At 49.5% G+C, this 24,769-nt stretch carries 25 protein-coding genes; 13 read left to right on the forward strand and 12 right to left on the reverse strand.

The features are described from left to right. Positions 1 to 91: 91 nt before the first annotated feature. Complete coding sequence (locus QMA09_RS05905; RefSeq protein ID WP_290212409.1) at positions 92 to 1,030, reverse strand: nuclease-related domain-containing protein; 939 nt, start codon at positions 1,028 to 1,030, stop codon at positions 92 to 94. Between the two features lie 257 nt (positions 1,031 to 1,287). Here QMA09_RS05905 and QMA09_RS05910 point away from each other — a divergent pair, with 257 nt between their 5' ends. The 9 genes from QMA09_RS05910 to QMA09_RS05950 all read left to right on the forward strand — a co-directional run bounded on the left by QMA09_RS05910 (position 1,288) and on the right by QMA09_RS05950 (position 11,817). After that, positions 1,288 to 3,447 carry a DNA topoisomerase III gene (locus QMA09_RS05910; RefSeq protein ID WP_290212410.1) on the forward strand — a complete coding sequence of 720 codons (2,160 nt, stop codon included), beginning with the start codon at positions 1,288 to 1,290 and terminating at the stop codon, positions 3,445 to 3,447. 56 nt (positions 3,448 to 3,503) lie between these two features. Further along, the gene (gene ybaK / locus QMA09_RS05915) at positions 3,504 to 3,992 is read left to right on the forward strand and encodes a Cys-tRNA(Pro) deacylase (protein ID WP_135500858.1); all 489 of its coding nucleotides are present in this window, start codon (positions 3,504 to 3,506) and stop codon (positions 3,990 to 3,992) included. Positions 3,993 to 4,056: 64 nt separating this feature from the next. Then, entirely contained in the window at positions 4,057 to 4,698 is a 642-nt protein-coding gene (locus QMA09_RS05920; protein ID WP_290212411.1) for a YczE/YyaS/YitT family protein, read from the forward strand. A gap of 157 nt (positions 4,699 to 4,855) precedes the next feature. After that, positions 4,856 to 5,506, forward strand: a complete 651-nt coding sequence (locus QMA09_RS05925; protein ID WP_290212412.1) for a class I SAM-dependent DNA methyltransferase — start codon at positions 4,856 to 4,858, stop codon at positions 5,504 to 5,506. Between the two features lie 162 nt (positions 5,507 to 5,668). Next, complete coding sequence (locus tag QMA09_RS05930) at positions 5,669 to 6,142, forward strand: S-ribosylhomocysteine lyase (RefSeq protein WP_135500855.1); 474 nt, start codon at positions 5,669 to 5,671, stop codon at positions 6,140 to 6,142. Positions 6,143 to 6,153: 11 nt separating this feature from the next. Further along, complete coding sequence (locus QMA09_RS05935; protein WP_290212413.1) at positions 6,154 to 7,086, forward strand: PLP-dependent cysteine synthase family protein; 933 nt, start codon at positions 6,154 to 6,156, stop codon at positions 7,084 to 7,086. Continuing rightward, on the forward strand, positions 7,083 to 8,216 hold the full coding sequence (locus tag QMA09_RS05940) for a bifunctional cystathionine gamma-lyase/homocysteine desulfhydrase (RefSeq protein WP_135500853.1): 1,134 nt from the start codon (positions 7,083 to 7,085) through the stop codon (positions 8,214 to 8,216). The genes QMA09_RS05935 and QMA09_RS05940 overlap by 4 nt, the downstream gene beginning before the upstream one ends. Positions 8,217 to 8,429: 213 nt before the next feature. Continuing rightward, positions 8,430 to 10,535 carry an immune inhibitor A domain-containing protein gene (locus tag QMA09_RS05945; protein WP_290212414.1) on the forward strand — a complete coding sequence of 702 codons (2,106 nt, stop codon included), beginning with the start codon at positions 8,430 to 8,432 and terminating at the stop codon, positions 10,533 to 10,535. Positions 10,536 to 10,626: 91 nt separating this feature from the next. Next, positions 10,627 to 11,817: a glycine C-acetyltransferase gene (locus QMA09_RS05950; RefSeq protein ID WP_290212415.1), complete on the forward strand. Its 1,191-nt coding sequence runs from the start codon at positions 10,627 to 10,629 to the stop codon at positions 11,815 to 11,817. Positions 11,818 to 11,992: 175 nt separating this feature from the next. On the opposite strand, the gene QMA09_RS05955 is transcribed toward QMA09_RS05950, so the two are convergent. The 4 genes from QMA09_RS05955 to QMA09_RS05970 form a co-directional block, all read right to left on the reverse strand. After that, positions 11,993 to 13,168, reverse strand: coding sequence for a M20 metallopeptidase family protein (locus QMA09_RS05955; protein WP_290212416.1), 1,176 nt, complete (start codon positions 13,166 to 13,168; stop codon positions 11,993 to 11,995). 135 nt (positions 13,169 to 13,303) lie between these two features. Next, complete coding sequence (locus QMA09_RS05960) at positions 13,304 to 14,053, reverse strand: amino acid ABC transporter ATP-binding protein (protein WP_290212417.1); 750 nt, start codon at positions 14,051 to 14,053, stop codon at positions 13,304 to 13,306. Between the two features lie 30 nt (positions 14,054 to 14,083). After that, positions 14,084 to 14,785: an amino acid ABC transporter permease gene (locus QMA09_RS05965; protein ID WP_135500848.1), complete on the reverse strand. Its 702-nt coding sequence runs from the start codon at positions 14,783 to 14,785 to the stop codon at positions 14,084 to 14,086. Beyond that, entirely contained in the window at positions 14,772 to 15,590 is an 819-nt protein-coding gene (locus tag QMA09_RS05970; protein ID WP_290212418.1) for an amino acid ABC transporter substrate-binding protein, read from the reverse strand. Before QMA09_RS05970 ends, QMA09_RS05965 begins: the two co-directional genes overlap by 14 nt. Before the next feature lie 374 nt (positions 15,591 to 15,964). On the opposite strand from QMA09_RS05970, the gene QMA09_RS05975 reads away from it, so the two are divergent. Next, the gene (locus QMA09_RS05975) at positions 15,965 to 16,909 is read left to right on the forward strand and encodes an L-threonine 3-dehydrogenase (protein ID WP_290212419.1); all 945 of its coding nucleotides are present in this window, start codon (positions 15,965 to 15,967) and stop codon (positions 16,907 to 16,909) included. Positions 16,910 to 16,968: 59 nt separating this feature from the next. Here QMA09_RS05975 and QMA09_RS05980 read toward each other — a convergent pair whose 3' ends face one another. The 3 genes from QMA09_RS05980 to QMA09_RS05990 all read right to left on the reverse strand — a co-directional run bounded on the left by QMA09_RS05980 (position 16,969) and on the right by QMA09_RS05990 (position 19,534). Then, positions 16,969 to 18,321: a YjiH family protein gene (locus QMA09_RS05980; RefSeq protein ID WP_290212420.1), complete on the reverse strand. Its 1,353-nt coding sequence runs from the start codon at positions 18,319 to 18,321 to the stop codon at positions 16,969 to 16,971. A 158-nt stretch (positions 18,322 to 18,479) separates the two neighbouring features. Continuing rightward, the gene (gene bshB2 / locus QMA09_RS05985; RefSeq protein ID WP_135500844.1) at positions 18,480 to 19,169 is read right to left on the reverse strand and encodes a bacillithiol biosynthesis deacetylase BshB2; all 690 of its coding nucleotides are present in this window, start codon (positions 19,167 to 19,169) and stop codon (positions 18,480 to 18,482) included. 14 nt (positions 19,170 to 19,183) lie between these two features. Next, on the reverse strand, positions 19,184 to 19,534 hold the full coding sequence (locus QMA09_RS05990) for a YojF family protein (RefSeq protein ID WP_135500843.1): 351 nt from the start codon (positions 19,532 to 19,534) through the stop codon (positions 19,184 to 19,186). 151 nt (positions 19,535 to 19,685) lie between these two features. On the opposite strand from QMA09_RS05990, the gene QMA09_RS05995 reads away from it, so the two are divergent. Beyond that, on the forward strand, positions 19,686 to 20,549 hold the full coding sequence (locus tag QMA09_RS05995; RefSeq protein ID WP_290212421.1) for an ABC transporter permease subunit: 864 nt from the start codon (positions 19,686 to 19,688) through the stop codon (positions 20,547 to 20,549). Beyond that, positions 20,550 to 21,578, forward strand: a complete 1,029-nt coding sequence (locus tag QMA09_RS06000) for an ABC transporter permease (RefSeq protein ID WP_290212422.1) — start codon at positions 20,550 to 20,552, stop codon at positions 21,576 to 21,578. It abuts the gene before it with no gap. Here the strand turns inward: QMA09_RS06000 and QMA09_RS06005 are convergent. The 4 genes from QMA09_RS06005 to QMA09_RS06020 form a co-directional block, all read right to left on the reverse strand. Further along, complete coding sequence (locus QMA09_RS06005; protein ID WP_135500841.1) at positions 21,566 to 22,327, reverse strand: DUF1129 family protein; 762 nt, start codon at positions 22,325 to 22,327, stop codon at positions 21,566 to 21,568. The genes QMA09_RS06000 and QMA09_RS06005 overlap by 13 nt on opposite strands. Continuing rightward, the gene (locus QMA09_RS06010; protein ID WP_290212423.1) at positions 22,327 to 22,650 is read right to left on the reverse strand and encodes a PadR family transcriptional regulator; all 324 of its coding nucleotides are present in this window, start codon (positions 22,648 to 22,650) and stop codon (positions 22,327 to 22,329) included. Before QMA09_RS06010 ends, QMA09_RS06005 begins: the two co-directional genes overlap by 1 nt. Before the next feature lie 170 nt (positions 22,651 to 22,820). Beyond that, positions 22,821 to 23,657 carry a bifunctional hydroxymethylpyrimidine kinase/phosphomethylpyrimidine kinase gene (thiD, locus tag QMA09_RS06015; RefSeq protein ID WP_290212424.1) on the reverse strand — a complete coding sequence of 279 codons (837 nt, stop codon included), beginning with the start codon at positions 23,655 to 23,657 and terminating at the stop codon, positions 22,821 to 22,823. Positions 23,658 to 23,720: 63 nt separating this feature from the next. Beyond that, positions 23,721 to 23,975 carry a hypothetical protein gene (locus tag QMA09_RS06020; RefSeq protein ID WP_290212425.1) on the reverse strand — a complete coding sequence of 85 codons (255 nt, stop codon included), beginning with the start codon at positions 23,973 to 23,975 and terminating at the stop codon, positions 23,721 to 23,723. 70 nt (positions 23,976 to 24,045) lie between these two features. Here QMA09_RS06020 and QMA09_RS06025 point away from each other — a divergent pair, with 70 nt between their 5' ends. Continuing rightward, positions 24,046 to 24,765, forward strand: coding sequence for a DUF4230 domain-containing protein (locus QMA09_RS06025; RefSeq protein ID WP_290212426.1), 720 nt, complete (start codon positions 24,046 to 24,048; stop codon positions 24,763 to 24,765). Positions 24,766 to 24,769: the final 4 nt, after the last annotated feature.

The following is a 24,769-nucleotide window of genomic DNA, read 5'->3' on the forward strand; positions in this document are numbered from 1 at the left end:
TATAAGGGGAGAAATACGCTCTATAACTGACAAAATACGCTCTATAAGCAAAGAAATACGCCCCATTACTTCGAAAATACGCTTCTAGCCTTTATTTCATGCTTCTTCGGAGATCCATTTCAGGAATTACGTAGCGCAGACTTTTTTTATTGCCAATCGTTTGGAAATTACAGCTTTGCAGAACGATCCACGCGTTCGTGCGCGACTTCATGCCGGTGAATTTGCGGAATTCGCGATTGGAAATGGTCGGGCCGATGAGCAGGCGGTAATCTTGCAGCGCTGTCAGATGGGCATCTGCCAGTTTGATGGCACATCCAGGGCAGCGCCAATAATTGCGGGAGTAATTCATTTTAATGGAAGGGCAGTGGGGGCAGAAGACACCTTCGAGAAGAGGATGAGGGATAGTTGGTGGAATAGAGTGCTGCAAAGGGGATTGCATGGAAATGAGCTGTTCGGTGTAGTGTTCACTATCGATTTTCGGCGCTGTCCGGTAGTGGGAAACTAATTCATCCAGTACAAAGGGAAGCCCCGAGAGATGAATCACACGCCGCTTGATATTCTTGATTTCCAATACGGCCGAAGGATTTGTGAAGACGGCGATGCCGATGATCGGTGTATTGCCGCCAATCAAGCTGCGGATCAGCTTTTCATGCCGGTAAAGCTGGTCATCCGGGTTATTCATGCCTGTGATGATGCCGTTCAAGGTTCGTGAAAACTGCCTTTTATCGCCGTCCATATGGATGAGGCCGCTGATATTTTTCACTTCCACAATGAGAATGAAAGATGGGAAGATGCATATTGCATCAATTTGATAATTGGGTATTTTGAAATCAGGGATGATGTTGAAATGCATGCTAGCATGGTATTCCGCGCAAACTCTGTCAAATTGAAGCTCGCCAGCAAATCCCGCAGAGCGCCTGCGAATTTTTTCTTTCAAAAGCGGGTAGTTTTTATGCGCGGATGAAGTGCGCGCGAGCAACGCTTCCTGATAGATGAGCCTGTAAGGGCGATGCCGTTCGATTAGAAGCAAATACATCATTCCTTTCGTCTGAATTTAACATACTATACCTTTTCCGGAAGGCGATATCAACAGGATTTGATTGTGTAATGGAATACGCTCTGCAAAGGGAGAAATACGCTCTATAACTAACGAAATACGCTCTATAAAGGGAGAAATACGCCCCATTACAACGAAAATACGCTTCTAGCCGCTCACAACCCCCGCGACAACCCAGCAAAACCGGAAGATGTTATAATAGACGCTATAGAAATGAGGGTGAAGGAAATATGAAATCAGTCATACTTGCAGAAAAGCCATCGGTGGCGCGCGATATTGCACGCGTGCTGGGATGCGCTCAAAAAGGCAACGGTTATTTGGAAGGCAAACAGTATATTGTGACGTGGGCGCTCGGCCATTTGGTGACGCAAGCGCAGCCGGAACAATACGACAACGACTTCAAGGAATGGAAGATGGAGAACCTGCCGATCATTCCGCAGCCATTCAAACTGGTGCCGATCAAGCAATCGATGAAGCAATACAACGCAGTGAAAGCGCAATTGGCGCGAGGCGATGTCAATGAAGTCATCATCGCGACCGACGCGGGGCGCGAAGGTGAGCTCGTGGCGCGCTGGATTTTGGAGAAGACGAAAACGAACAAGCCGGTCAAGCGTTTGTGGATTTCGTCGGTCACCGACAAAGCGATCACCGACGGCTTCAACAACCTGAAAGACGGCAAAGCGTATGAGAATTTATTCCAGGCGGCAGTGGCCCGGGCGGAAGCTGACTGGGTCGTCGGCATAAACGCGACGCGCGCATTGACGGTGAAGTACAATGCCCAATTATCGACGGGACGCGTGCAGACGCCGACGCTTGCGATGATTGCCGAACGCGAACGGCAAATCCGCAGCTTCCAGCCGAAGCCGTATTATGGGCTGCAGGCAGTCGCTGAACAAGCGGCGTTTACGTGGACGGACGGCAAGTCGCCGCAATCGTTCGACAAAGATAAAATCGATAAGCTGTTCAATAAACTCGAAAACACACACGAAGGCATCGTCACGGACATCAAAGTGACGCCGAAGAAACAGCCGGCGCCGCCTTTATTCGACTTGACGGAATTGCAGAAAGAAGCCTATAAGCGCTATGGCTGGTCGGCGAAAGAGACGCTGAACACGCTGCAGAATTTATACGAGCGCTACAAAATCGTTACGTACCCGCGGACGGATTCGAAGCATTTGACGTCCGACATGCGCGACACATTGAAAGACCGCGTCAAAGCTGTGCAGACCGGGCCTTACCGCGCGCTTGCGGCAACGATCCTGAAATCACCGGTCGCGCCGCAAAAAGGTGTCATCGATGACAGCAAGGTGAGCGATCACCACGCCATCATCCCGACCGAGGAAACACCGCAGATGCACAACCTTTCCGACAAAGAGCATAAATTATACGACATGATCGCCAAGCGCTTTCTTGCCGTCTTTTACCCGATGTACGAATACGACCAGACGACGGTGGCCATCGAAGCGGGCGGCGAGACGTTCCAGACGAAAGGCAATACGATACGCAATGAAGGCTGGAAACGCGTGTATTCCGATGATGAGGAAAACGGCGATACGACTTTGCCGCCGTTTGAAAAAGGGCAGAAGCTCCACATCAAAGGTGTTGCGCTGACGGAAGGCAAAACGAAACCGCCGGCATTTTTCAATGAAGGGACATTGCTTGGTGCGATGGAAAACCCTGCGCAGTTCATGGCAGGCGAATCGAAAGAGCTGATCCAGACGCTGGGCGAAACCGGCGGGCTCGGTACCGTAGCAACGCGTGCGGACGTCATCGATAAATTATTCAATACGTTCTTGATTGAAAAGAAAGGCAAGGATTTGACGATCACCTCGAAAGGGCGCCAATTGCTGGAGCTCGTGCCGGAAGACCTGAAGTCGCCGAAACTGACAGCGAACTGGGAGCAGCAGCTGACGCAAATCGCGAAAGGCGAGCTGAAGAAGGAAGAATTCATGAAAGAAATGATCCAATTCGCCGAGAAATCGGTATCGGACATCAAGAAAAGCGACCAGAAATTCAAGCACGACAACATCACCGGCAAGACGTGCCCGGATTGCGGCAAACCGCTGCTTGAAGTCAACGGCAAGCGCGGCAAGATGAATGTCTGCCAGGACCGCGAATGCGGCTACAAAAAACAAGTGGCGATGCAGACGAATGCACGCTGCCCGAACTGCCATAAAAAGTTGGAAATGCAAGGGGAAGGCGACGGCAAGATTTTCGTCTGCAAATGCGGGCACCGGGAAAAGCTGTCGGCATTCGAAAAGCGCCGCAACAGCAACCAGTCCAAAGCAAACAAAAAAGATGTCAATAAATTCTTGAACCAGCAAGACGAAGCGCCGGCCAATACAGCGATGGCGGACGCATTGAAGAAATTATTGGGGCAGAACGATTAAATTCCGCCTGTATAAATGATATGCTAAAGACAAAAGAAGCATGCGAGGTGCAGTTCATGGCGAAGAAAGTCGCGAAGACCAACGCGGCGCGCATTCTCGATAAAGAGGACGTGGCGCATGAAGTTCTCCAATACGATCCGCAGGACGGCAAGATCGACGGCGTCTCGGTGGCGGCGAAAATCGGCTATCCGGCAGAAACCGTCTATAAAACGCTTGTCGCTGCCGGGAGCTCGAAACAGCATTATGTCTTTATCATCCCGGTAGCGGAAGAACTCGACCTGAAAGCCGCAGCGAAAGCCGCCGGCGAAAAGAAAATCGAGATGGTGCCGGTGAAGGAAATCCTCAATTTGACGGGCTATATCCGCGGCGGCTGTTCGCCGCTCGGCATGAAAAAGCCATTTCCGTCATTTCTTGCGCGGCAAGCCGAAAGCTTGGACGAAATCATCGTCTCCGCCGGCAAGATCGGCATGCAGCTGAAGCTGGCTCCGGAAGATTTGATCAAAACCATGAACGGCCAATATGCCGACGTAACTGCGGCGGGCTGATTAGAAGCCCATCCATTCGTTTGAATGGGTGGGCTCTCACTATGCAATAGAAAGAAGGATCTGAATGGGACGTGCATTATTTTACCGTTGGCTGTTTTTTATTAGCGGACTGATTGTTTTGGCGCTGGGATTTACGATGATCATCAAGGCGGACCGGCTGGGCATCGGGCCATGGGATGTTTTGAATGTCGGTCTATTTAAGAATTTCGGACTGACAATCGGCACGTGGGCGATTTTGGTCGGCTTGGCCGTCATCGTTTCAACGATGGTGTTCACCCGCAAGATCCCGCAAATCGGCACATTCCTGAACATGTTGCTGATCGGTATCTTCATCGACATCTTCAATTGGATGATTCCGGATATTGAAACGCTGGGCGCCCAAATAGCGATGTTCATGATTGGCCTGTTCATTGGCGGCTACGGCGTCGGTTTGTATGTGGCACCGCGCATCGGAGCGGGGCCGCGTGACAGCCTCATGCTGCTGTTGGTTGAAAAAACCGGGCTCAGCATCAGCGTCATCCGGACATCGATGGAAGTCTCAGTGGCATTCATCGGCTGGCTGCTCGGTGGGCCCGTCGGAATCGGAACGATTGCCGTCGCGTTGTTCACCGGCAAAATCGTCCAGATCTCATTGCCGCAATTCGAAAGGCTATTAAAACGAATTATCGAAAAAGGTACGGATGTCCCACCCATTTTAAAAATCTAAAACCAGGTGCAGGGAAGTTGAATCCCTGCACTTTTTATGTTATAAATAAAACCAAGTAATTCAATAGGCATTATAATGATTAAGCCGATTGCCAGTTTTCAACAGCGCCTCAGAGCAATAGCAGCATCACGACAATTACAGTAAAAGGGGTTTATATATGGGACGAGAGTTCGTAGAGATTTTCGATGAATGGGTGCACACTTATGACGAATCGGTCGAAGGAAAAGATAAAGAATACGAAGACGTTTTCAAGCATTACGATGGCATCCTGCGGGCAACAGCCGATTTGGCGATTAACCCGGTCGTGGAGTTCGGCGTTGGTACAGGCAATCTGACGCAGAAAATGCTTGAGCGCGGCATGCACGTGACCGGCATTGAACCGAACGGAGCAATGCGCGAAGCCACTTCGCAAAAGCTGCCGGAACTTGCGCTATTCGATGGGGATTTCCTGGACTTCCCGCTCACAGGAGAAGTGATGACTTTCACCAGCTCCTACGCATTCCACCATTTGACGGATGCGGAAAAAGCGCAGGCTTTTAAACTCTATGCACAAAAACTGCCGGCAGGCGGAAAAGTCGTTTTTGCAGATACCCTGTTCGAATCTTCTGAAATAAAACAGCAAACAATTGAATTTGAAGAGGCACGGGCTTATGCTAACCTTGTAGAAGATTTGCAGCGCGAGTATTACACGACGCTGCCCATACTCAAAGAATTGATCGAAGACGCAGGATTCACCGTGGAATTCACACAATTGAATAAATATGTGTGGCTGATTGATGCGACAAAGAAAAGCGAAGACGGCCGTTGAGCTCCGAAAGGCAGAAGACGGACCGCCGATGCGGCGCTTTTGCCGCGCCGGAGGGACGGCTTATGTCCGAGGAGCTGGCCATCGGAGTCTGGACAAAGAAAAGCGAAGACGGGCGTTAAGCTCGGTCATACAAAAACCACCACACCCAAAGGAGACGATCTCATGAAAAAGATGAATGTTGAAAGCTTTAACTTGGACCATACAAAAGTAGTTGCGCCTTACGTGCGTTTAGCGGGGGAGAAGACTGGGGCAAACGGCGACGTGATCCGCAAATACGATCTCCGCTTCAAGCAGCCGAACAAAGAGCACATGGAAATGCCCGGCCTGCATTCTTTGGAACACATGATGGCGGAACATAGCCGCAACCATTCCGACCAGATCATCGACATCGGGCCGATGGGCTGCCAGACCGGATTTTATTTATCGGTCATCAACCATGACGATTTCGATGACATTCTGGTTATTTTGGAAAACACCTTGAATGACGTGATCGAAGCGGACGAAGTGCCGGCTTGCAACGAAGTGCAATGCGGTTGGGCTGCGAGCCATAGTTTGGAAGGCGCGAAAGAATTGGCGCGTGAAATGCTTGCGAAAAAAGACGAATGGCGCCAAGTATTCGTTGAAGAAACGGTATAAGGGGAATTGACATGAAATTTGCGTCCAGCATACAGCAATTAATCGGCAACACACCATTAATGGAATTGACGCATGTCGAGATTCCGAACAACTGCCGGATATTTGCCAAACTTGAATTTTTCAACCCGGGGGGCAGCGTCAAAGACCGCCTGGGTGTTTCTTTGATTGAAGATGCTGAAAGCCGGGGGCTCTTAAAGCCGGGCGGCACGATTGTCGAGCCAACTGCCGGGAATACCGGGATCGGCCTGGCGATCGCCGCAATCGGCAAAGGCTACCAGGTGAAATTCGTCGTACCGGAAAAATTCAGCCAGGAAAAGCAGGGCTTGATGCGTGCGCTTGGTGCGGAAGTCATCAACACGCCAACTGCCGAAGGCATAAAAGGCGCGATTGCAAAAGCGGAACAGCTTGCCGAAGAGCTCGGCGCTTTTTCGCCGTCGCAATTCTCCAATCCGGCAAACCCGGAAACTTACGTCCGCACATTGGGTCCGGAACTGTGGGAAGGGCTGGACGGTGCCATCGATGTCTTTGTTGCAGGTGCGGGTTCAGGCGGCACATTCATGGGTACATCGCGTTTTTTGAAAGCGCAAAATGAAAAAATCAAAACGGTCATTGTGGAACCGGAAGGCTCGATTCTTCAAGGGGTGTCAGGTCCGCATTTGACGGAAGGCATCGGCATGGAAATTTTGCCTGCTTATATGGACGAAGCTTATTTTGACGCGATCCATTCGATTTTGGACCGGGATGCGTTTGCGGCAGTGAAAGAATTGGCGCTTAAAGAAGGCCTGCTTGTCGGCAGTTCTTCGGGCGCCGCTTTCCAGGCAGCATTGAAAGAAGCGGCCGCCGCAAAACCGGGAAGCCATATTGTCACGGTGTTCGCGGATTCAAGCGAGCGCTATATGAGCCAGAACATTTACGGAAGAACTTTTGAGGAGGATCATTCATGAAACCGAAAACGAGATTGATTCACGGCGGCATTTTTGGAGACGAGGCGACAGGCGCTGTATCCACGCCGATTTACCAAGTGAGCACATACAAGCAAGAAGCGGTCGGCAAATTCAAAGGCTACGAGTATTCGCGCACCGGCAATCCGACGCGCCATGCACTCGAAGAATTGATTGCGGATGTCGAATTCGGGCATGCGGGCTTTGCGTTCGCTTCAGGCATGGCGGCGATTTCTTCCGTCATGATGCTGTTTTCAGCGGGGGACCACGTGATTTTGACCGACGATGTTTACGGCGGAACTTACCGGGTCGTCAATAAAGTCCTGAACCGCTTCGGACTCGAGTTCACGTTTGTCGACACAGGCGATTTAGCGGCAGTGGAAGCGGCTGTCCAAGAAAATACGAAAGCGATTTTCATTGAGACGCCGACAAATCCGTTGTTGAAAGTGACGGATATCGAAGCGGTTTCGGCTTTTGCAAAATCGAAAGGTTTGCTGACGATTGTCGATAATACATTCATGACGCCGTATTTGCAGAACCCGATTCCGTTGGGCGCAGATATCGTCTTGCATAGCGCGACGAAATACATCGGCGGACACAGTGATGTTGTGGCCGGACTGGTTGTTGTCAATACAGCTGAACTGGCAGAAGAAATGCATTTTGTCCAGAATTCAATCGGAGCAATTCTGGGGCCTCAGGATTCGTGGCTATTGATCCGCGGTTTGAAAACCTTGGGCATCCGCATGGAAGAAACCGGCACGAACGCACAGCGGATTGCAGAGTTTCTTGATGGCCACGAGGCAGTCGGGAAAGTCATTTACCCTGGTTTGCCTTCCCATGGCGGCCACGAATTGATGAAGAAACAGTCGGCTGGTTTTGGCGGCATGATCTCGTTTGATGTCGGCAGCCGTGAAAAAGCGGGTGAACTGCTTGCGAAATTGAAATACTTCACGCTCGCCGAAAGCTTAGGAGCGGTCGAGAGCCTGATTTCGGTGCCTGCCCAAATGACGCATGCTTCGATTCCAGCAGAACGCCGCGCTGAACTTGGCATTGGCGACGGTTTGGTACGCATTTCTGTCGGAATAGAAGATGTAGAAGATTTAATAGAAGATTTGTCTGAAGCTTTAAGCTGAGGTAAAACCGCCCATGAGGCGGTTTTTTCATTCGATTAAAACATTTATTTACTATATTTATCAATTATATTTTATTTATGGTAAAACTTATAGCCGATATGAACTTAAACTTCGACCTCCGAAATAATTACATTAGCATATTCTTCTGAATAGTCTAACATGTTATTATTTTAACCAGCGGTAAAATTCTGACAATTACAGGAGGTCACATCCATGAGTAAAAGCAAATGGGCATCAGTCATTTCAGCCAGTGCGTTGGCACTGTCTTTATTAACACCAGCAGCAACAGCAGCACCGGTAGAAGCGGTGCCGTCGACTATAGATTGGAACAGCGCAAAATACGGTGAAAGAATCGATATCGACCAACAGTTGAACCAAATGACATTGGATCCGGAGTTCCAAAAGGAAGCAGATAAAAAGATCAAAGCGCAAGCAGGCGCACTAGATGATGAAACAGCTGACGGCGTGGAAGAAGCGGCAGCTGATAGCCCGTTTACATTTGACGGCGGAACGAAAAAATTCCTTAACCGAAACTTGAAATTTAAAGACTTCACGCTTCGCAGCGTCGGAGATAACGTTGAAATCTGGGTAGCGAACGATTTGGCATACGGACCAAACAACCCGAAGCCGGCTGACGTGGTTACGCAAGCGCAAGTTGATAAATTGAAAGCTGAATTCGACAGCAACATCTATCCTGTAGCGACAGACTTCTTCGGTACACCGGATACATTGGACGGCTCGAATTCGCCGCTTCCAGGCATGGTCGGCCTTCCTGAAGGCTATTACGAAGGATCTGACAAAGTGATCATGCTTGTCGACAACGTTCAGGATGAAGGCTGGAACAATCCTTCATACCCATTCTTCGTGGCTGGATTCTTCTGGCAGACGCTTGAAAACTATACAGACCGTAACATCATCACAATCGATACGAACTCATGGGCAACTCGTTTGGAGAACACGTTCTTCGCAACGACAATCCACGAATTGCAGCATTTGATCCAAGCGGACAACGATGGCGCGGAAGAAACGTGGTTGAACGAAGGGATGTCTACATTCTCTGAATTCCTTGGCGGCTATGGCCATGGCGAAGGTTCAATCAACTTCTACCTGGATCATCCGGAAAACTCATTAGTAAACTGGGATGAGCACGGAACAGCGAAAACTGGTCCGGAAACAATCGCAGATTACGGGCAGACTTATTTGTTCACACTTTATATGTTTGATAAATTCGGCAAAGAATTCATCCGTGAATTGGCTGTCGACGGGACGACTCAAGGCATGACGAGCGTCAACGAAACATTGAAGCGCTACGGTTCTGACAAAACGTTCACAGAAGTCTATCAGGACTTCATGGCGGCTTTGGCGTTGGACAACTCTGACGTAAGCAGCGATTATAACTTCGACAGCATCGACTTGCGTGAACTGCCTGTAGGCACAGCTGGCGATAAGCGCGGCAAAACGGTCGACTTCGAAAAAGCGAAAACATTTGAAAAAGAAGGCGTTCCTGCATGGGGCGGCGACTTTAAAGAATTCAATTTCGGGACGGACGTACGCGGCATGGAATTTGATGGCGTTGATTTCCTTCCATTGCAATGGCAGACAACTGCTAACCCATTAGACGCATCTGAGCAAGTATTGCACGCGAACAACGGCGACGAAGCGGATCAGGCATTGATCTTCGGAGCAACGGTTCCAACGGATAACGCAACGTTGACGTTCGATCATTACTACGACATTGAAGAACAGTGGGACTATGCAGCGGTACAAGTCTCTACGGACAACGGCGAAACTTGGACTTCATTGGCGAATGAAAACACACGCAGCGATGTAGTGGAAGAAGGCTACCCTACCATCAAAGAAAACGTTCCTGGATTCACTGGGCACAAATTAAACTGGTCCACTGAAACATTCGATCTTTCAGCGTATGCTGGACAAGACGTCCTGGTTTCATTCCGCAACATGACGGACTGGGGCTATAACGATACAGGCTGGTTCATCAAAAACGTTCAATTGGGCGATTTCTCGGCTGACGGAACTTCAACAGACCAATTCCAGTCGCTTGGCCAATTGAAAGGCCAGTATGTCGACTTCACGACGACATTCATCCAAACGAAGAAAAACGGGCAGCAGCGCGTCGTCAATGTTGATCCATTCAACGTAACGGATAAAGAAGCATTGGATCTGCAGCAAGTGCTTCGTGAAGGCAATGTGAAAATGATCACTTCTTATGCGGCAGCTGAAGGCCAAAAAGAAGCGAAAGAATTCACGTATGAAGTGAAGTACAAATCAAATAAAGGCAAAGCAAAAGGCAAGAAGTAAGAAGCAAGCGGACCCCGGTCCGCTTTTTCTTTTGCCCTCAATTGCGGTATGATAGGGGAGTGAACTAATACAGGATGGAAGGAAGATCGCATTGTCAAAAAAATTGGATGCATTTTTAAATGAAAACCTGGGCGAATTGAAAGAACAGGGATTATACAACGAAATCGACCCGGTTGAAGGACCGAATGGACCGATCATCAAGGTCCGTGGCAAAGATTTGATCAACCTGTCTTCTAATAATTATTTGGGTCTGGCTACAAACGAAGAGTTGAAAAAGCTGGCGAAAGACGCCATCGATAAATACGGAGTCGGCGCAGGTGCAGTCCGCACGATCAACGGCACACTCGACATCCACGTGAAATTGGAAGAAAAGCTGGCTGAATTCAAGGGAACAGAAGCGGCGATTTCATTCCAATCAGGCTTTAACTGCAATATGGCGGCGATTTCAGGTGTCATGGACAAAAATGACGCGATTCTTTCTGACCAGTTGAACCACGCATCGATCATCGATGGCTGCCGCTTGTCGCGCGCGAAAATCATCGCGTTCAAGCATTCGGACATGGACGATCTTCGCCAAAAAGCGAAAGAAGCGACTGAATCCGGCTTGTACAATAAAGTGATGGTCATCACGGACGGCGTCTTCTCGATGGACGGCGATATCGCGAAGCTTCCGGAAATCGTGGAAATCGCGAAAGAATTCGACTTGATCACTTATGTGGATGACGCGCACGGTTCAGGCGTCACGGGCAAAGGAAAAGGCACGGTGAAGCATTTCGGCCTTGAAAAAGAAGTGGACCTGCAGATGGGTACGCTGTCGAAAGCGGTCGGCGTTGTCGGCGGTTATGTAGCCGGCAAACAAAACCTCATCGATTGGCTGAAAGTCCGCGCACGCCCGTTCTTGTTCTCGACGGCTGTTCCACCGGGCGACGTGGCGGCAATCATCGGCGCCTTGCAAATGATCATGGATTCGACGGAATTGCATGACAAGCTATGGGACAACGGTGACTACTTGAAAAAAGGCTTGAAAGAGCTGGGCTTCAATATCGGCGAGTCCGAAACACCGATTACGCCATGCATCATCGGCGACGAAAAACTGACGCAGCAATTCTCGAAGCGTTTATTCGAAGAAGGCGTCTACGCAAAATCGATCGTCTTCCCGACGGTTCCAAAAGGCACCGGACGCGTCCGCAATATGCCAACTGCGGCGCACACGAAAGAAATGCTCGATGACGCCATCGCCACTTACAAAAAAGTCGGCAAAGAACTCGGTGTTATCAATTAAAAATGTGAAAAACCCGCCATGTTGGCGGGTTTTTTTATGGGGTGATGAAATACGCTCTGTAAAGGGTAGAATACGCTCTATAAGTTCGAAAATACGCTCTAGTAACCTGGAAATACGCTCTATTAATCAATAAATACGCTTCTGGCGTTGAAACAGGCACAGACTTCACGCCATTTTACATCTCCTGCGCTTCAAAATAAGCTGCAGCAAAGACTTTTGCCGCAATTGCCATCGCGCCTTCATTGAAATCGAAGTTTTCGTGGTGATGGGGAAAACTTAGCGCATCATCTGCCATCTTGGCGCCGACAAAGAAGAACGCGCCGGGCACCTGTTGCGTGTAATAAGCGAAATCCTCGACCGGCATGATCGGGTCGATCTCCACCAGCGCATCCTCGCCGACGGTTTTGCGGGCTGCAGCGCGCACCATATCCATCGCCTCCGCATGGTTCCACAGGGAGTCGTAGCCGGCTTCAAGCGCCACTTCTGCAGCTGCACCCATCGCACGCGCAACATTCTCCGCTATCGACGCCAGGCGCTCTCTGGCAAGCTGCCGCAGTTCGGGATTGAAGACGCGGATGGTGCCTTCGAGCACCGCCTCGCTCGGGATGACGTTATCCGCTTCGCCGGCATGGAATTTGCCGACAGTGACAACGAGTTCCTGTAAGGGATCGGCATTGCGGCTGACGATCGATTGCAGCGCAATCATGACGTGGCTCGCCGCCAGAATCGGGTCGACGCCAAGCTGCGGTTCTGCACCGTGGCTGCCGGAGCCGCGGATGACAATTTTGAACGTATCTTCCGCCGCCTGTAAAAAACCGTCGCGGACGAAAACTTTTCCGTATGGCATGCTGCTTTGGACATGCGCGCCGAAAATCAGTTCGACGCCGTCGAGGCAGCCATCCGCAATCATGGCGCGGGAGCCGCCGGGCGGCGTTTCTTCGCCGAATTGGTGGATCAGCACAATCGTGCCGGGCAAATCATCTTTGACAGCGGCCATCGCTTTTGCAAAGCCTAGCAAGGCGGCCGTGTGCCCGTCATGCCCGCAGGCATGCATGACGCCGGGAACCGTCGATTTATACGGAACATCTTTTTTATCGTCAATCGGCAGCGCGTCAAAATCGGCACGGAATGCAACTGTCTTGCCGGGCTTGCCGCCGCGGATCGTGCCGACTACCCCGCGGCCGCCGACGCCTCGGCGCACTTCGATGCCAAGTGCTTGGAGCTCGTTGGCAATAAATTCAGGTGTCTCGACTTCCTGATGGGACAGCTCCGGATGCATATGCAGATGGCGGCGGGTTGCCGTCATTTCTTCTTGTAACGCGTCAATCGCTTCGTAAATTCCAGTTTTCATGGAGCCACTCCTCTTTCACATAATACCTTCAGTATACTGTTCGCAAGCCCGCGACTTCAAATAAAGAAGAATAAATAACAGCTTCAAAGCATATTTATCCACGAAAAAACACGCTGCCGAAGGGGCAGCGTGTTTTCAAATGGCATCTGTATTGGAAATCAAGCTAAGGAATTGCTGGGTGCGTGCTTCTTTCGGATGGCTGAAAATGTCTTCCGGCTTGCCGCGTTCAACAATGACGCCGCCGTCCATGAACAAGACTTCGTCCGCCACGCCGCGTGCGAAACGCATTTCGTGGGTGACGACGACCATCGTCATGCCTTCAGCCGCCAAGTCTTTCATAACTTGCAGCACTTCGCCGACGAGTTCAGGGTCAAGCGCTGAAGTCGGTTCGTCGAACAGCATCACTTTCGGTTCAAGCGCCAGCGCGCGGGCAATGCCGACGCGCTGCTGCTGTCCACCAGACAATTGGAACGGGTATTCGTCCGCTTTGTCCGCCAGGCCGACTTTCTCGAGCAATGCCTGCGCTTTCTTGCGCGCTGTTGCTTTGTCGATCCCTTGGACGATGACCGGCCCTTCCATGACGTTTTCAAGCGCGGTCATGTGCGGGAACAAATTGTAATGCTGGAAGACCATCGCGGACTGCTTGCGGAACGCGTTCACTTGTTTTTTCGAAACAGGCTTGGAAAAATCCACTGTCTGCTCGTCAATCGTGATGACGCCTTCAGACGGAACTTCCAAGATGTTCAGGCAGCGAAGAAACGTCGTCTTGCCGGAGCCGGAAGGGCCGATGACGACAACTGCCTGGCCTTTTTCAAGCTTCAAGTCGATGCCTTTCAACACTTCCAGCTTGCCGAATTTCTTGTGCAAATCACTAATCGAAATCATATTTTGCTCCTTACTGCATGGTGTGCTTTATTAGCGCGAAACGTACCGGTCGAATCGATTTTCCAGCCTGCCTTGCCCGAGCGACAAGAGGAAGCAGACCAGCCAATAAATCAATGCCGCCTGCCCGTATAACAACAGGAATTCGTAATTGGTCGCAGCGATTTGCTGCGCCACACGGAACATTTCCGTTACGAGAATCAGCGACGCCAGCGACGTGTCTTTGATCAAGCTGATGAACGTGTTGGAAAGGGGAGGGATCGATACCCGTGCCGCTTGCGGCAGGATGACGCGGCGCAGCGATTGGGCGTAACTCATGCCGATCGTGTTCGCCGCTTCCCATTGGCCTTTCGGAATGGACAGGATCGCTGCCCGGATCACTTCGGATGCATAAGCGCCGACATTCAGCGAAAAGCCGATAATGGCTGCCGGGAACGGATCAATGACCACGCCGATTGTCGGCAAACCGTAAAACAGGATGAACAATTGGACCAATAAAGGCGTGCCGCGGATGATCGAAACGTAAACGCGGGCAATCACCTGGAAAATCTTGATTGTCGAAATGCGGGCAAGCGCCGTCAGCACGGCAATGGCAAGCCCCAGTACAAAGGCGATGAATGACAGTGGAATCGTATACTGGATCATCCCTTCAATCAACGGAAGCCAGGAAGACTGGGAGATGTCCATCAGCCGCTCGAGGCGCACCGGATCTGTAAAAATACTATTCAAGTACATTTTCGCCGAACCATTTGTTCGAGATTTCTTCGTACGTGCCGTCTTCGATCATTTCAGCCAACGCTTTATTGACCTCTTCGATCATCGGACCGCTGCCTTTACGGAACAACAATGCGCTTTGTGCTGCATCATCCGCTTCGTCAACGATTTCAATATTGGCTTCCGGGCGCTGCTTCAAGAAATCCAAGACCGTCAAGTTATCGTTTACCGTTGCATCAACGCGGCCGGAGTTCAGCAATTCGATGGCTTGGTTGAATCCTTCAACGCCTTCAAGTTCAGCGCCGAACGATTTTGCCGTTTCTGCGTAATTGCTCGTCAATGACTGGGCGGACAATTTGCCTTCCAAATCTTCAAAAGCCTGGATTTCTGAATCTTTCGGTACGACTAAAACAGCCGTTGAAGTGATGTATGGATCTGAGAATTCGTAGCTTTCCTGGCGTTCAGGGTTGATGCCGACTTGGTTCGCGACCATATCGAAGCGTTCTGCGTCAAGTCCTGCAAACATCGCATCCCATTGTGTTTCCAGGAATTCAGCTTCGACGCCTAAGCGGCTCGCCACTTCTTCCGCAATCTCAACGTCGAATCCTGTCAATTTGCCGGTTTCATCGTGGAAAGTGAAAGGAGGGTAAGTTCCTTCCGTGCCAATCGTCAATGTTCCTTCTTCTTTCACTTTCGCCAACAAATCTTCTTCAGCGCTGTCGGATTCGCCGCTGCTGGTTTCCGGATTCGCTGTGTTGCTGCCGCAAGCTGCCAATAACAGCACCGCGCCGATTAATGCCAATAAACCCAATGTAAACTTCTTCATAAATTAATCCCCTCGATTTCCTGTATTTTTCGCTGAAAACTTTTTTTACTCATTAAGCCGCTTTGCCGCAAGATTGAAAAATATATATACCAAGCGGAATACTAGGTTTTAAGATTAAAAAAAAGGTTTCAACATTTTTGGTCCAGTGATTGGAGCCGTCTTTATTAAGTGCTGACTTATTATAGCACCATTAAAGTGCATTTTTCAACAACATCAACCTGCAAGTTCGAAAGACTTGAAATGCAAAAGGCATTGTATTTTTAAAGAGAACAATTTATAATGGCTTCATAGAGAAGCTTAACGAAACGCCAATAACAACACGAATAATGTGTTTCTACAGAGGACAATTGTTTTATTCGAAAGGAGTGCTATTGATGGAACGTATAATGATTACTGGTGCACTGGGACAGATTGGATCGGAATTGACTGAAAAACTGCGCGGAATCTACGGTGCGGACAACGTATTGGCGACGGATATCCGCAACGGCGGCGAGCAAAGCGGGCCATTCAGCGTCTTGGACGTGACGGATGCCCAAAAAATGCATGATTTGGCAAAAGACTTCGGAGCTGACACGATGATGCACATGGCGGCATTATTGTCTGCGACGGCTGAAGAAAAGCCGCTTCTTGCGTGGAACTTGAACATGGGCGGTTTGGTCAATGCGCTTGAAGCATCGCGCGAACTTGGCATGCAATTCTTCACGCCGAGCTCGATCGGTGCATTCGGACCTTCGACACCGAAGAAAAATACGCCGCAAGACACGCTGCAGCGCCCGACGACGATGTATGGCGTCAACAAAGTGGCCGGCGAATTATTATGCGATTATTATTTCCAGAAATTCGGCATCGATACACGCGGCGTCCGCTTTCCTGGATTGGTGTCCTACGTGGCACAGCCAGGCGGCGGCACGACGGATTACGCAGTGGACATCTATTACAAAGCGATTGAAGAACAGCGTTACACGTCTTATATCGCTGAAGGAACGTACATGGACATGATGTATATGCCGGATGCGCTGCAGGCAATCGTCGATTTGATGGAAGCCGACCCGGCGAAACTCATTCACCGCAACGCATTCAACGTAACGGCCATGAGCTTTGAGCCGGAGCAGATTGCAGCATCGATCCGCAAGCACGTCCCGGAATTCCAAATGTCCTACGATGTCGACCCGGTGCGCCAGGCGATTGCCGACAGCTGGCCGGACAGCATTGACGCTTCAGCGGCGAAGAACGAATGGGGCTTCAAAGCGCAGTATGACTTGGATGCGATGACATCGGATATGCTGGTGAAGCTCAAAAAAAAGTTGATGCACGTCTAAAGAACAGCAAATAGAAAAAAGCTGGAAGCGATATTTCGCTTCCAGCTTTTTTGGTTTCATTAGAATAGAAGATGTGCAACTCCGGCAACGATCGGCAAAGCAATGACCGTGCGCAATACGAAGATGACAATCAAGTCCCAAATGTTGACCGGAATTTTGGAACCGAGCAGCAATCCACCGACTTCTGACATGTAGATCAGCTGGGTGACAGACATGGTTGCCACGACGAAGCGCGTCAATTCCGATTCGATTCCAGTAGCGAGAATTGCAGGCAAGAACATATCAGCAAATCCAACCACCATCAATTGGGCAGCTTCTTCTGCTTCTGGAATGCCCAGCAAATTTAAATAAGGTTCGAATGGTGTTCCTAGAATAGAAAAGATGGGTGTGAATTCAGCAAGCATCAATGCCACAGTGCCAAACGCCATGACGACAGGGGCAACGCCTATCCACATATCCAAAACATTTTTAAAGCCGTCTTTGAAGAATTTGGAAACCGATTTGCTTTCTGAAGCCTTGGTTAACGCATTCTCAATTCCGTGTGAAGTAACGCTATATCCTTCAGGCACTTCTTCCGATTGGGAATCTTGTGGATCGCCATTCATGAAATTCGTTGATTTCTGTGCAAGCGGATAAATACGCGGCATAATCAAGGCAAGGATGACGCCAGCAAGGATGACCGTTCCATAGTAGGGTAAGAAATATTGGCCAAGGCCGACTTCTTGAATAACGACAATTGCAAACGTAATGGAAACAACTGAAAAGGTGGTTCCGATAATTGCCGCTTCACGCTGCGTGTATTTATTTTGGATATATTGCGTGTTGGTCAACAAAACCCCGATTGTTCCATCGCCAACCCATGAAGCCAAAGCATCAATGGATGAACGGCCAGGCAGCCGGAAAACAGGACGCATGATTTTCACCATCATTGTTCCGAAGAATTCCAAAAGCCCGAAATTCATCAAAAGAGGCAAGAACAAGCCAGCAAACAGGAAGATGGTGAACAAGAATGACAACAGGCCAGTGCTGGAAAGAAGCAGACCGCCTGTATTTTCGCTCCATACGGCTTCTGGTCCGACTTGGAACAATACCATGATTGCGAATACTGCACCGATGATGCGGACAATCGTCCAGAACAAATTGACGTTGAACAAACGGTCAAAAAAGGAAACCTTATGCCCTTCTTTTACTCGGCGGGTGATAAAGACCAAAGATCCGATAGCTGCTATCAGCATGATGACCAACATGATCCAAGGTGCAATTGGCTCAATGAATCCTGCTACAAGATTGGCTAACAAAGCGATAGTGACCATCCAACCATCCTCAGTTGGAACTGGAATGATGAATAATAGGATACCTAGCAATGATGGTATTAAGAATAATAACCAGGTCGAAGTTGAAAACTTTTTCACGAATAAACCCCTTTTCCTTGTGCATTAAAACACGTGATGAGCAGTAATTATACAGCACTTTCCCCTCTGAAAGTGCTTTCATGCCAATGTTTATATTATCTGATAACAGAAAGAAAAAACACCCCCTTTTTCAAAAAGAAAAAGGGGGTGTTTTTTCGTTAGAATGATTCTTCGAAATCTTCATCCCAGCGATAATTATAGAAACGTTCTTTGGTAAGCCAATTTTCCGCTTCCTTGTCGCCTTGGGATAACTTCAATTCCATTTCTTCAAGCATCCAAGACGTTTGGGAAATGTGTGCTTTCATGGCGTTCATTTTTTGGTCCCGTACCGCCGTGACATCGTGTACAATGTCCGGATGTCCGAGAACTTCGAGTGTTTCGTTGGCAAAAGCGACGCAATGCAGCTTCGGCCGGTCTTTCATGCGGCGGACCGCACGGACGACTGCACGTGCAGTTGCTTCGTGGTCCGGGTGGACGGATAAATTCGGATAAAATGTGATGATGAGCGAAGGGTTCAATTCTTCGATTAAGTCAGCCATCATTTTAACCATTTTTTCGTCATCTTCGAATTCGACTGTTTTGTCGCGCAATCCCATCATGCGCAAATCCGTCAGCCCCATCGCTTCGGCAGAGCCGAGCAATTCCTTTTTGCGGACATTCGGCAAAGATTCGCGGGTTGCGAAAGGCGGGTTGCCTAGGTTGCGGCCCATCTCACCAAGTGTCAAACAGGCGTATGTAACCGGAGTCCCTTGCAGAATATGAGTGGCGATCGTTCCTGAAACGCCGAACGCTTCATCGTCCGGGTGAGGGAAGACGACCAGTACTTGACGTTCTTTTTCAATTGCCATCTAGTTTTCCCTCCTTAATAACTGAACGGTGTTTCGCTGATTTGCAGCGCGACCGCCAGTTTTCCTGTTCCGTCATGTCCGGCGAGCAGCAGGCGCCCCTGCTCATCCAATTCGTAATGGGTGATTCCTTGCGCGTAGACCCAGCCGTGCGGCAATTTCAAGCCGACCCGGTGCGGGCTGTCGCCAACCACTTTACCTAGCTCATAATTGATGACTACATTTCGGATAAAGGCGCCGGCATTAAAAAAGCCTTCATTGAAATGAGTTGCGTATGAACCGTTGGTCGTTTCCAAATGCAGATAGACATCTTTTTTGGCGAACGCATCCAGTTCGACTTGCAGTTTCTTAACTTCGACTAATTCCATTGTTTTCACTCCTCATGCAATCCGTATTCTTTTAGTATAGGGAAAATCGCGGAAGAATGCGATTAGGATGATTCAGGGATGCAAAATAATGTTATTATATGGAAAAGAGAATTTTCGGATTTATTCGAAAAGATGTTAAAGGGTGGAATACATGAAATTAATGATCAAATTTGTTTTTTCCGTTGTGGGCATCGTGCTCGTCAGCGGCTTTCCGGTGCTGATCGGCGGGCTGGTGGCCGGCGAATTGCGGCTCGCGGAATATATTGGGGCGTTGGAAGCGGTGCTGCGCGGGCTTTGGCCGCTGCAGGAATTCACGGTGCTGAATATGAGGACGAACCGGGAAATCCCGCTGTTCCCGACAATTGGCGAGTATATCATCTATTCATTGGAGCTGCTGTTTCTGGCGTTCGCGGTGGCCATTTTCTTTGCCATCACATTCACGGTGCTGACGATGCTGCTGAAAGAAAAGGCGCGGCAGCGCATCAAGATGGCGCTGTATTTCCTGGAGTCACTGCCGGATCTTTTGGTCATCATGCTGGCCCAGCTCGCTGTCATTGCCGTCTATTTGCAGACGAACGTGTTGATTTCCAAAATTGCGGTCGTCCAAGGTGACCACATTTATTGGCTGCCGGTGCTATGCCTGGCTTTATTGCCGATGATCCAATTATACCGCTTGTGCATGCTGACATTTCAGGACGAAGAGCGGAAGATGTACATCGAGCTTGCTCGTTCGCTCGGCTTTTCCAAAGTATTCGTCATCTGGGTGCATATGTTCCGCAATGCGATTATCAGTGTCTTTTTTCAATCCAAGAAGACGATTTGGTTCATGCTGTCGAATTTGTTCGTGCTGGAATTGATGTTCAATATTCCGGGTATCATGCTGTTCATGAAAGACAATATTTCACCGGAAGTGTTCCTAGTCTCCATTTTCAGCTTTTTCCTGCCGATTTTCTTGCTTTACAGCATCGGCGAATGGCTGGTGTTGCGGCATCTGCGCGGAAAGGAGGCGATTTAGATGTGGAAGCAGCCTTATTTTCTCGTTGGGTTCGCCATTCTTTCTTTTTTCCTGGGCGGCAGCTTTCTTTATGAATGGCTTTGGGGCAATGTGCCGAGGCAGATTTTCTTCGTGACGGAAAACGGGCGCACAGTAGAAGGGCCGCCGATTTCCCCCAAGTGGAATTTTCCGTTGGGAACCGATCAGTATGGCTATGATTTATTGGGCAAATTGATGATTGGCGGCAAGTATACGATCCTTGCTGCGTTGGCGATTGCTGCATTGCGCATGCTGATCGCTGTGCCGCTTGGTTATATGATGGCGACGTATTTGCAGCGTCAGCGCGCGTGGATCGGCGGTTTGGCTGATTCCCTCCATTATATTCCGCTGACGCTTTTTGCCGCTTACATCCTGTACCCGGTGCTGTGGATGCCGCTTGGCGGATTCACCAACACCATATGGGAAAGAATTGCCATCCAAGTAGTTCTCATGGCTTTGCTGACCATGCCGATTGTGGCAGTCTTGATTGGCAATGAAGCCGCATTACTTTACCGTCAGGAATACGTCACGGCAGCAAGAGTGATTGGAGCGGGGGAGACGCGGATCATCCGCAAGCATTTGTATCCGCAGATGCGGGAAAAGCTGGCGGTTTTGTACGGCCAGCAAGTGATCGAAACATTCATCGTCCTGGCCCATTTAAGTTTGCTGAATTTATTTTTGGGCGGCACGAAGATCAGCTATGACCCGATGTTCAGCGATCCGCCGATGTCGATTTCGTTTGAATGGTCCGGCTTGTTCGGTTCGACATTCCGCTATCTCCAAGGTTCGCCGTGGCTGCCGCTGTTTCCGGTGTTGTTCATCGCCTTGTCGATTTTGGCGGTCACATTGATGCTCGAAGGTTATTTGCGTTCAAAAGACCTTCAAGCCCCGAAAAAGAGTTCGGCGCTGGCGCAAGAAGAAGCAATCGTCGACTGGAACCGCGAACAATTGCGAAGCCGCATGGTTCTCTTGAAAAATGCTGAAACACCAAAAAACCCTCACAATTTGTGAGGGTTTTGTTTTTTATTCTGGATAAAGAGGAAAGCGATAATCAGCGCGAGCCCGGCGTACAATACCGATGTACTGATAATAAGCTGGCGAGCTTGCCCGACTTCGATAAATTGCATAACAAAGTCCGGTCCGAATAAAAACAGCGGCAAGACCACCGTGATCCATGTTTTATTCCATAAAGCGGAGACGATGAACACGGCAATTCCAGCTGCAGCAATGGCCCAAGCCATTTCACGGGAGGGGATGTAGAACGGTTCGAACAGGAAGATGTCCAGGAACATCATTGCCGCAAACAGCAGCACCACTGTAAATTGGATGCCCATGAAGACGGCGATTTCCCGTTTCGTGCTCCATTTCCGTACGCTCATTTTGCGGAAGAAGAAGACATAAGCGCCGATGCCGAGAAACGCGACCAGCGGGTAGGTGATCAGCGTCAGAATCGAGAAAGACAGCTCGCCGCGGATGGCAGGACCGGTCAGGAAGTAGGCGAGCATGAGCAGGATGAACATCGGCATCATTTTGGCGATGCCGAAGAAGTCTGTCGCCATTTCGCTCCGAATGCTTTCCATATACGCTTCAGGCGAATCGCCGGTGACGCTGCGGATGTTTTTCCCGCGGCTTTCCGCTTCTTCCAAATGGCTTCGCAATTCATCAGCGATGGCGTTGATTTCTTCGTCGTTTTTGCCGGAAGTCAGTAAATACATTCTCAAGTTTGCGATAAATTCTTCGCTTTCTTTTGTCAGTGCCATTACAATTCCTCCTTTAATAAGCGATCGACCGATTGGGACATGTGCTGCCAACGGGCTTTGAATTCCTGGTATTCGTCTTTGCCGGCAGCAGTCAGCGTATAATATTTCCGCTTCGGCCCGCTAGGCGATTCTTTCATGACCGAATCGACGAGCCCTTCTTTTTGGAGCCGCATCAATACTGGGTAGATGCTACCTTCGCTGATCATCGTAAAGCCGTATAGCTCCAGTTTTTCAATCATTTCATAGCCGTACGTTTCACCTTTTCCGATGATTGCGAGCAAGCATCCTTCGAGTATCCCTTTGAGCATTTGGCTGGAAGACATGGCCGGCCTCCTTTAGCTATAGTGTAATGCAAGTTACTTTCTATCTTGTAATACAATATAGCATCCCAGAAAACGGACGTCAACTACTATGTTATACAAGTTAGCGGCAAATAAAAAACTGCCGCGCAAGCTATGATACATAGCTTGCGCAGCAGCGTGTTTGAAGAAGATTAGATTTTTTCCATTTGGACTTCAGGTGTTTCTTCGAATTTATTGGCCGCACCGTGCATAACCGGGCCGACGTATTCGTTGAGTTTCCAGCCATTGGCGATAGCCGCTGAAACGAATTTCTTCGCGTTCAGGACAGCATCTTCGACTTTTTGGCCGTTTGCCAAGTTCGCTGTGATCGCCGCTGCGAACGTGCAGCCAGCGCCGTGGTTATAAGTTGTTTCTGTTTTCTCTGATGTCAGTAAATAATGCGTTTTGCCGTCGAATAAAAGATCAGCCGCTTTTTCGTGCTTCAATTGTTTGCCGCCCTTGATGACAACATACTCCGCACCGTGTGCGTGGATTTTTTCCGCTGCTTCTTTCAAATCGTCAACGGTTTTCAGGATGCCGACGCCAGACAGCTGGCCAGCTTCCACGAGGTTCGGTGTCACGACTTTCGCATTCGGCAGCAAGTATTTGATCATTGCGTCGACGTTTTCCGGGAATAAGACTTCCGCTTCGCCTTTGCACGCCATGACCGGATCGATGACCACGTCGCGGATGCCGGATGCAGCAATCGCTTCGCCCGCCAGTTTGATGATTTCGACGGTCGGCAGCATACCCGTTTTCAAAGCATCGATGCCTGTCGAGAAGGCAGTGTCCAATTGGGCTTGCAGCGTATCAACCGCGATCGGGTGGATGCCGTGGCTCCAGCCATTGTTCGGGTCCATTGTCACAATAACGGTAAGCGCGTTCATGCCGTATGTGCCGTGTTCTTGGAAAGTTTTCAAATCAGCTTGTATACCAGCGCCTCCGGAAGTATCCGAGCCGGCGATTGTTAATGTTTTTTTCAAAGCCATTCAATTTTATCCCCTTTATAAATAATATGTTTGGTTCCTTCATTTTATCAAAAATCAGTGTATTTACAATGGATTGGACTTATGGGGCACAATGAGCAGCACCGCTGTGGCAGCGCTCACAAGGAAAAATGCCGCAGCAAAAAAACCTGCCATCCAGCTGCCGCTTTTGAAAAGACCAAATGCTATGATCAATGTTAGAATGGAAACAGCGAGCACAGCTGAGCCCAGGCATCCCATGCCGAGCCGTTTGGCGCGTTCAGGCGCGCTGCTTCCTTTGGTTTTGGAAACGGATTTTATTTTTTCCCGCCAATCGGCCATGCAAATCGCCCCTTTGCTCCATCGTATCACGGAGGCGCATTGATTTGAATAAAAGAAAGAGGGATAGACCGTGGCAAATGATTCGAAGTTGAAAGAAATAGAGCGTTTATTGCAAGAAGTGAAAGGCAAAGAAGATTCAAATCCATCTGGATTCTGGAAATCAGCGAAAGTGTTGGCAGGCGTTTTCCGCAAAACGTTCTTGGCGTTGGCGCTGCTGCTGCTATTGCTATTCATCGCGTTGCCGTTGGGCGCGTACTGGATGTTGAATGGCAGCACGTTCACCGAAGAAAAAGGCGCGTTCCTCGAGCGCATCCAAGATTTAAATGAATTATCGACAGCGGAAGCGTTCTCGAAAGCCATCATCGAACGCCAGGACAATGCAGTGTTCGGCCAGGAAATCGGCTTGGAGCTGCCAGGGACAAAACGGCAATTGCTGGTGGTCATCCCAGGATCGGTCAAAGCAGGCATTGATTTTTCTGAAGTGACGGAAGACGACATCGTAGTGGATGAAGAAGCGAAAACGGCGACATTGACGTTGCCAAGAGCTGACTTCCTCGGCGGGCCGGAATTGTTCATGGACCAAGTGAGAGTCTTCTCGTATGAAGGGCTGTTCCGCGACAAAGCGGATATTTCGGAAGCATACGATCTGGCGGAAGAAGCGCAAAAGCTGATCCTGAAAGAAGCGCAAGACCAGGGCGTGCTTGAGCGTGCTGAAGAAAACGGGGAACGCTCGGTGCAGGAAATGTTCCAGCTCGTCGGCTATGACGTATCAGTAGAATTCAAAGACTGAGGAG

It is taken from the genome of Planococcus sp. APC 3906 (genome assembly GCF_030407685.1).
Lineage (GTDB): Bacteria > Bacillota > Bacilli > Bacillales_A > Planococcaceae > Planococcus > Planococcus koreensis.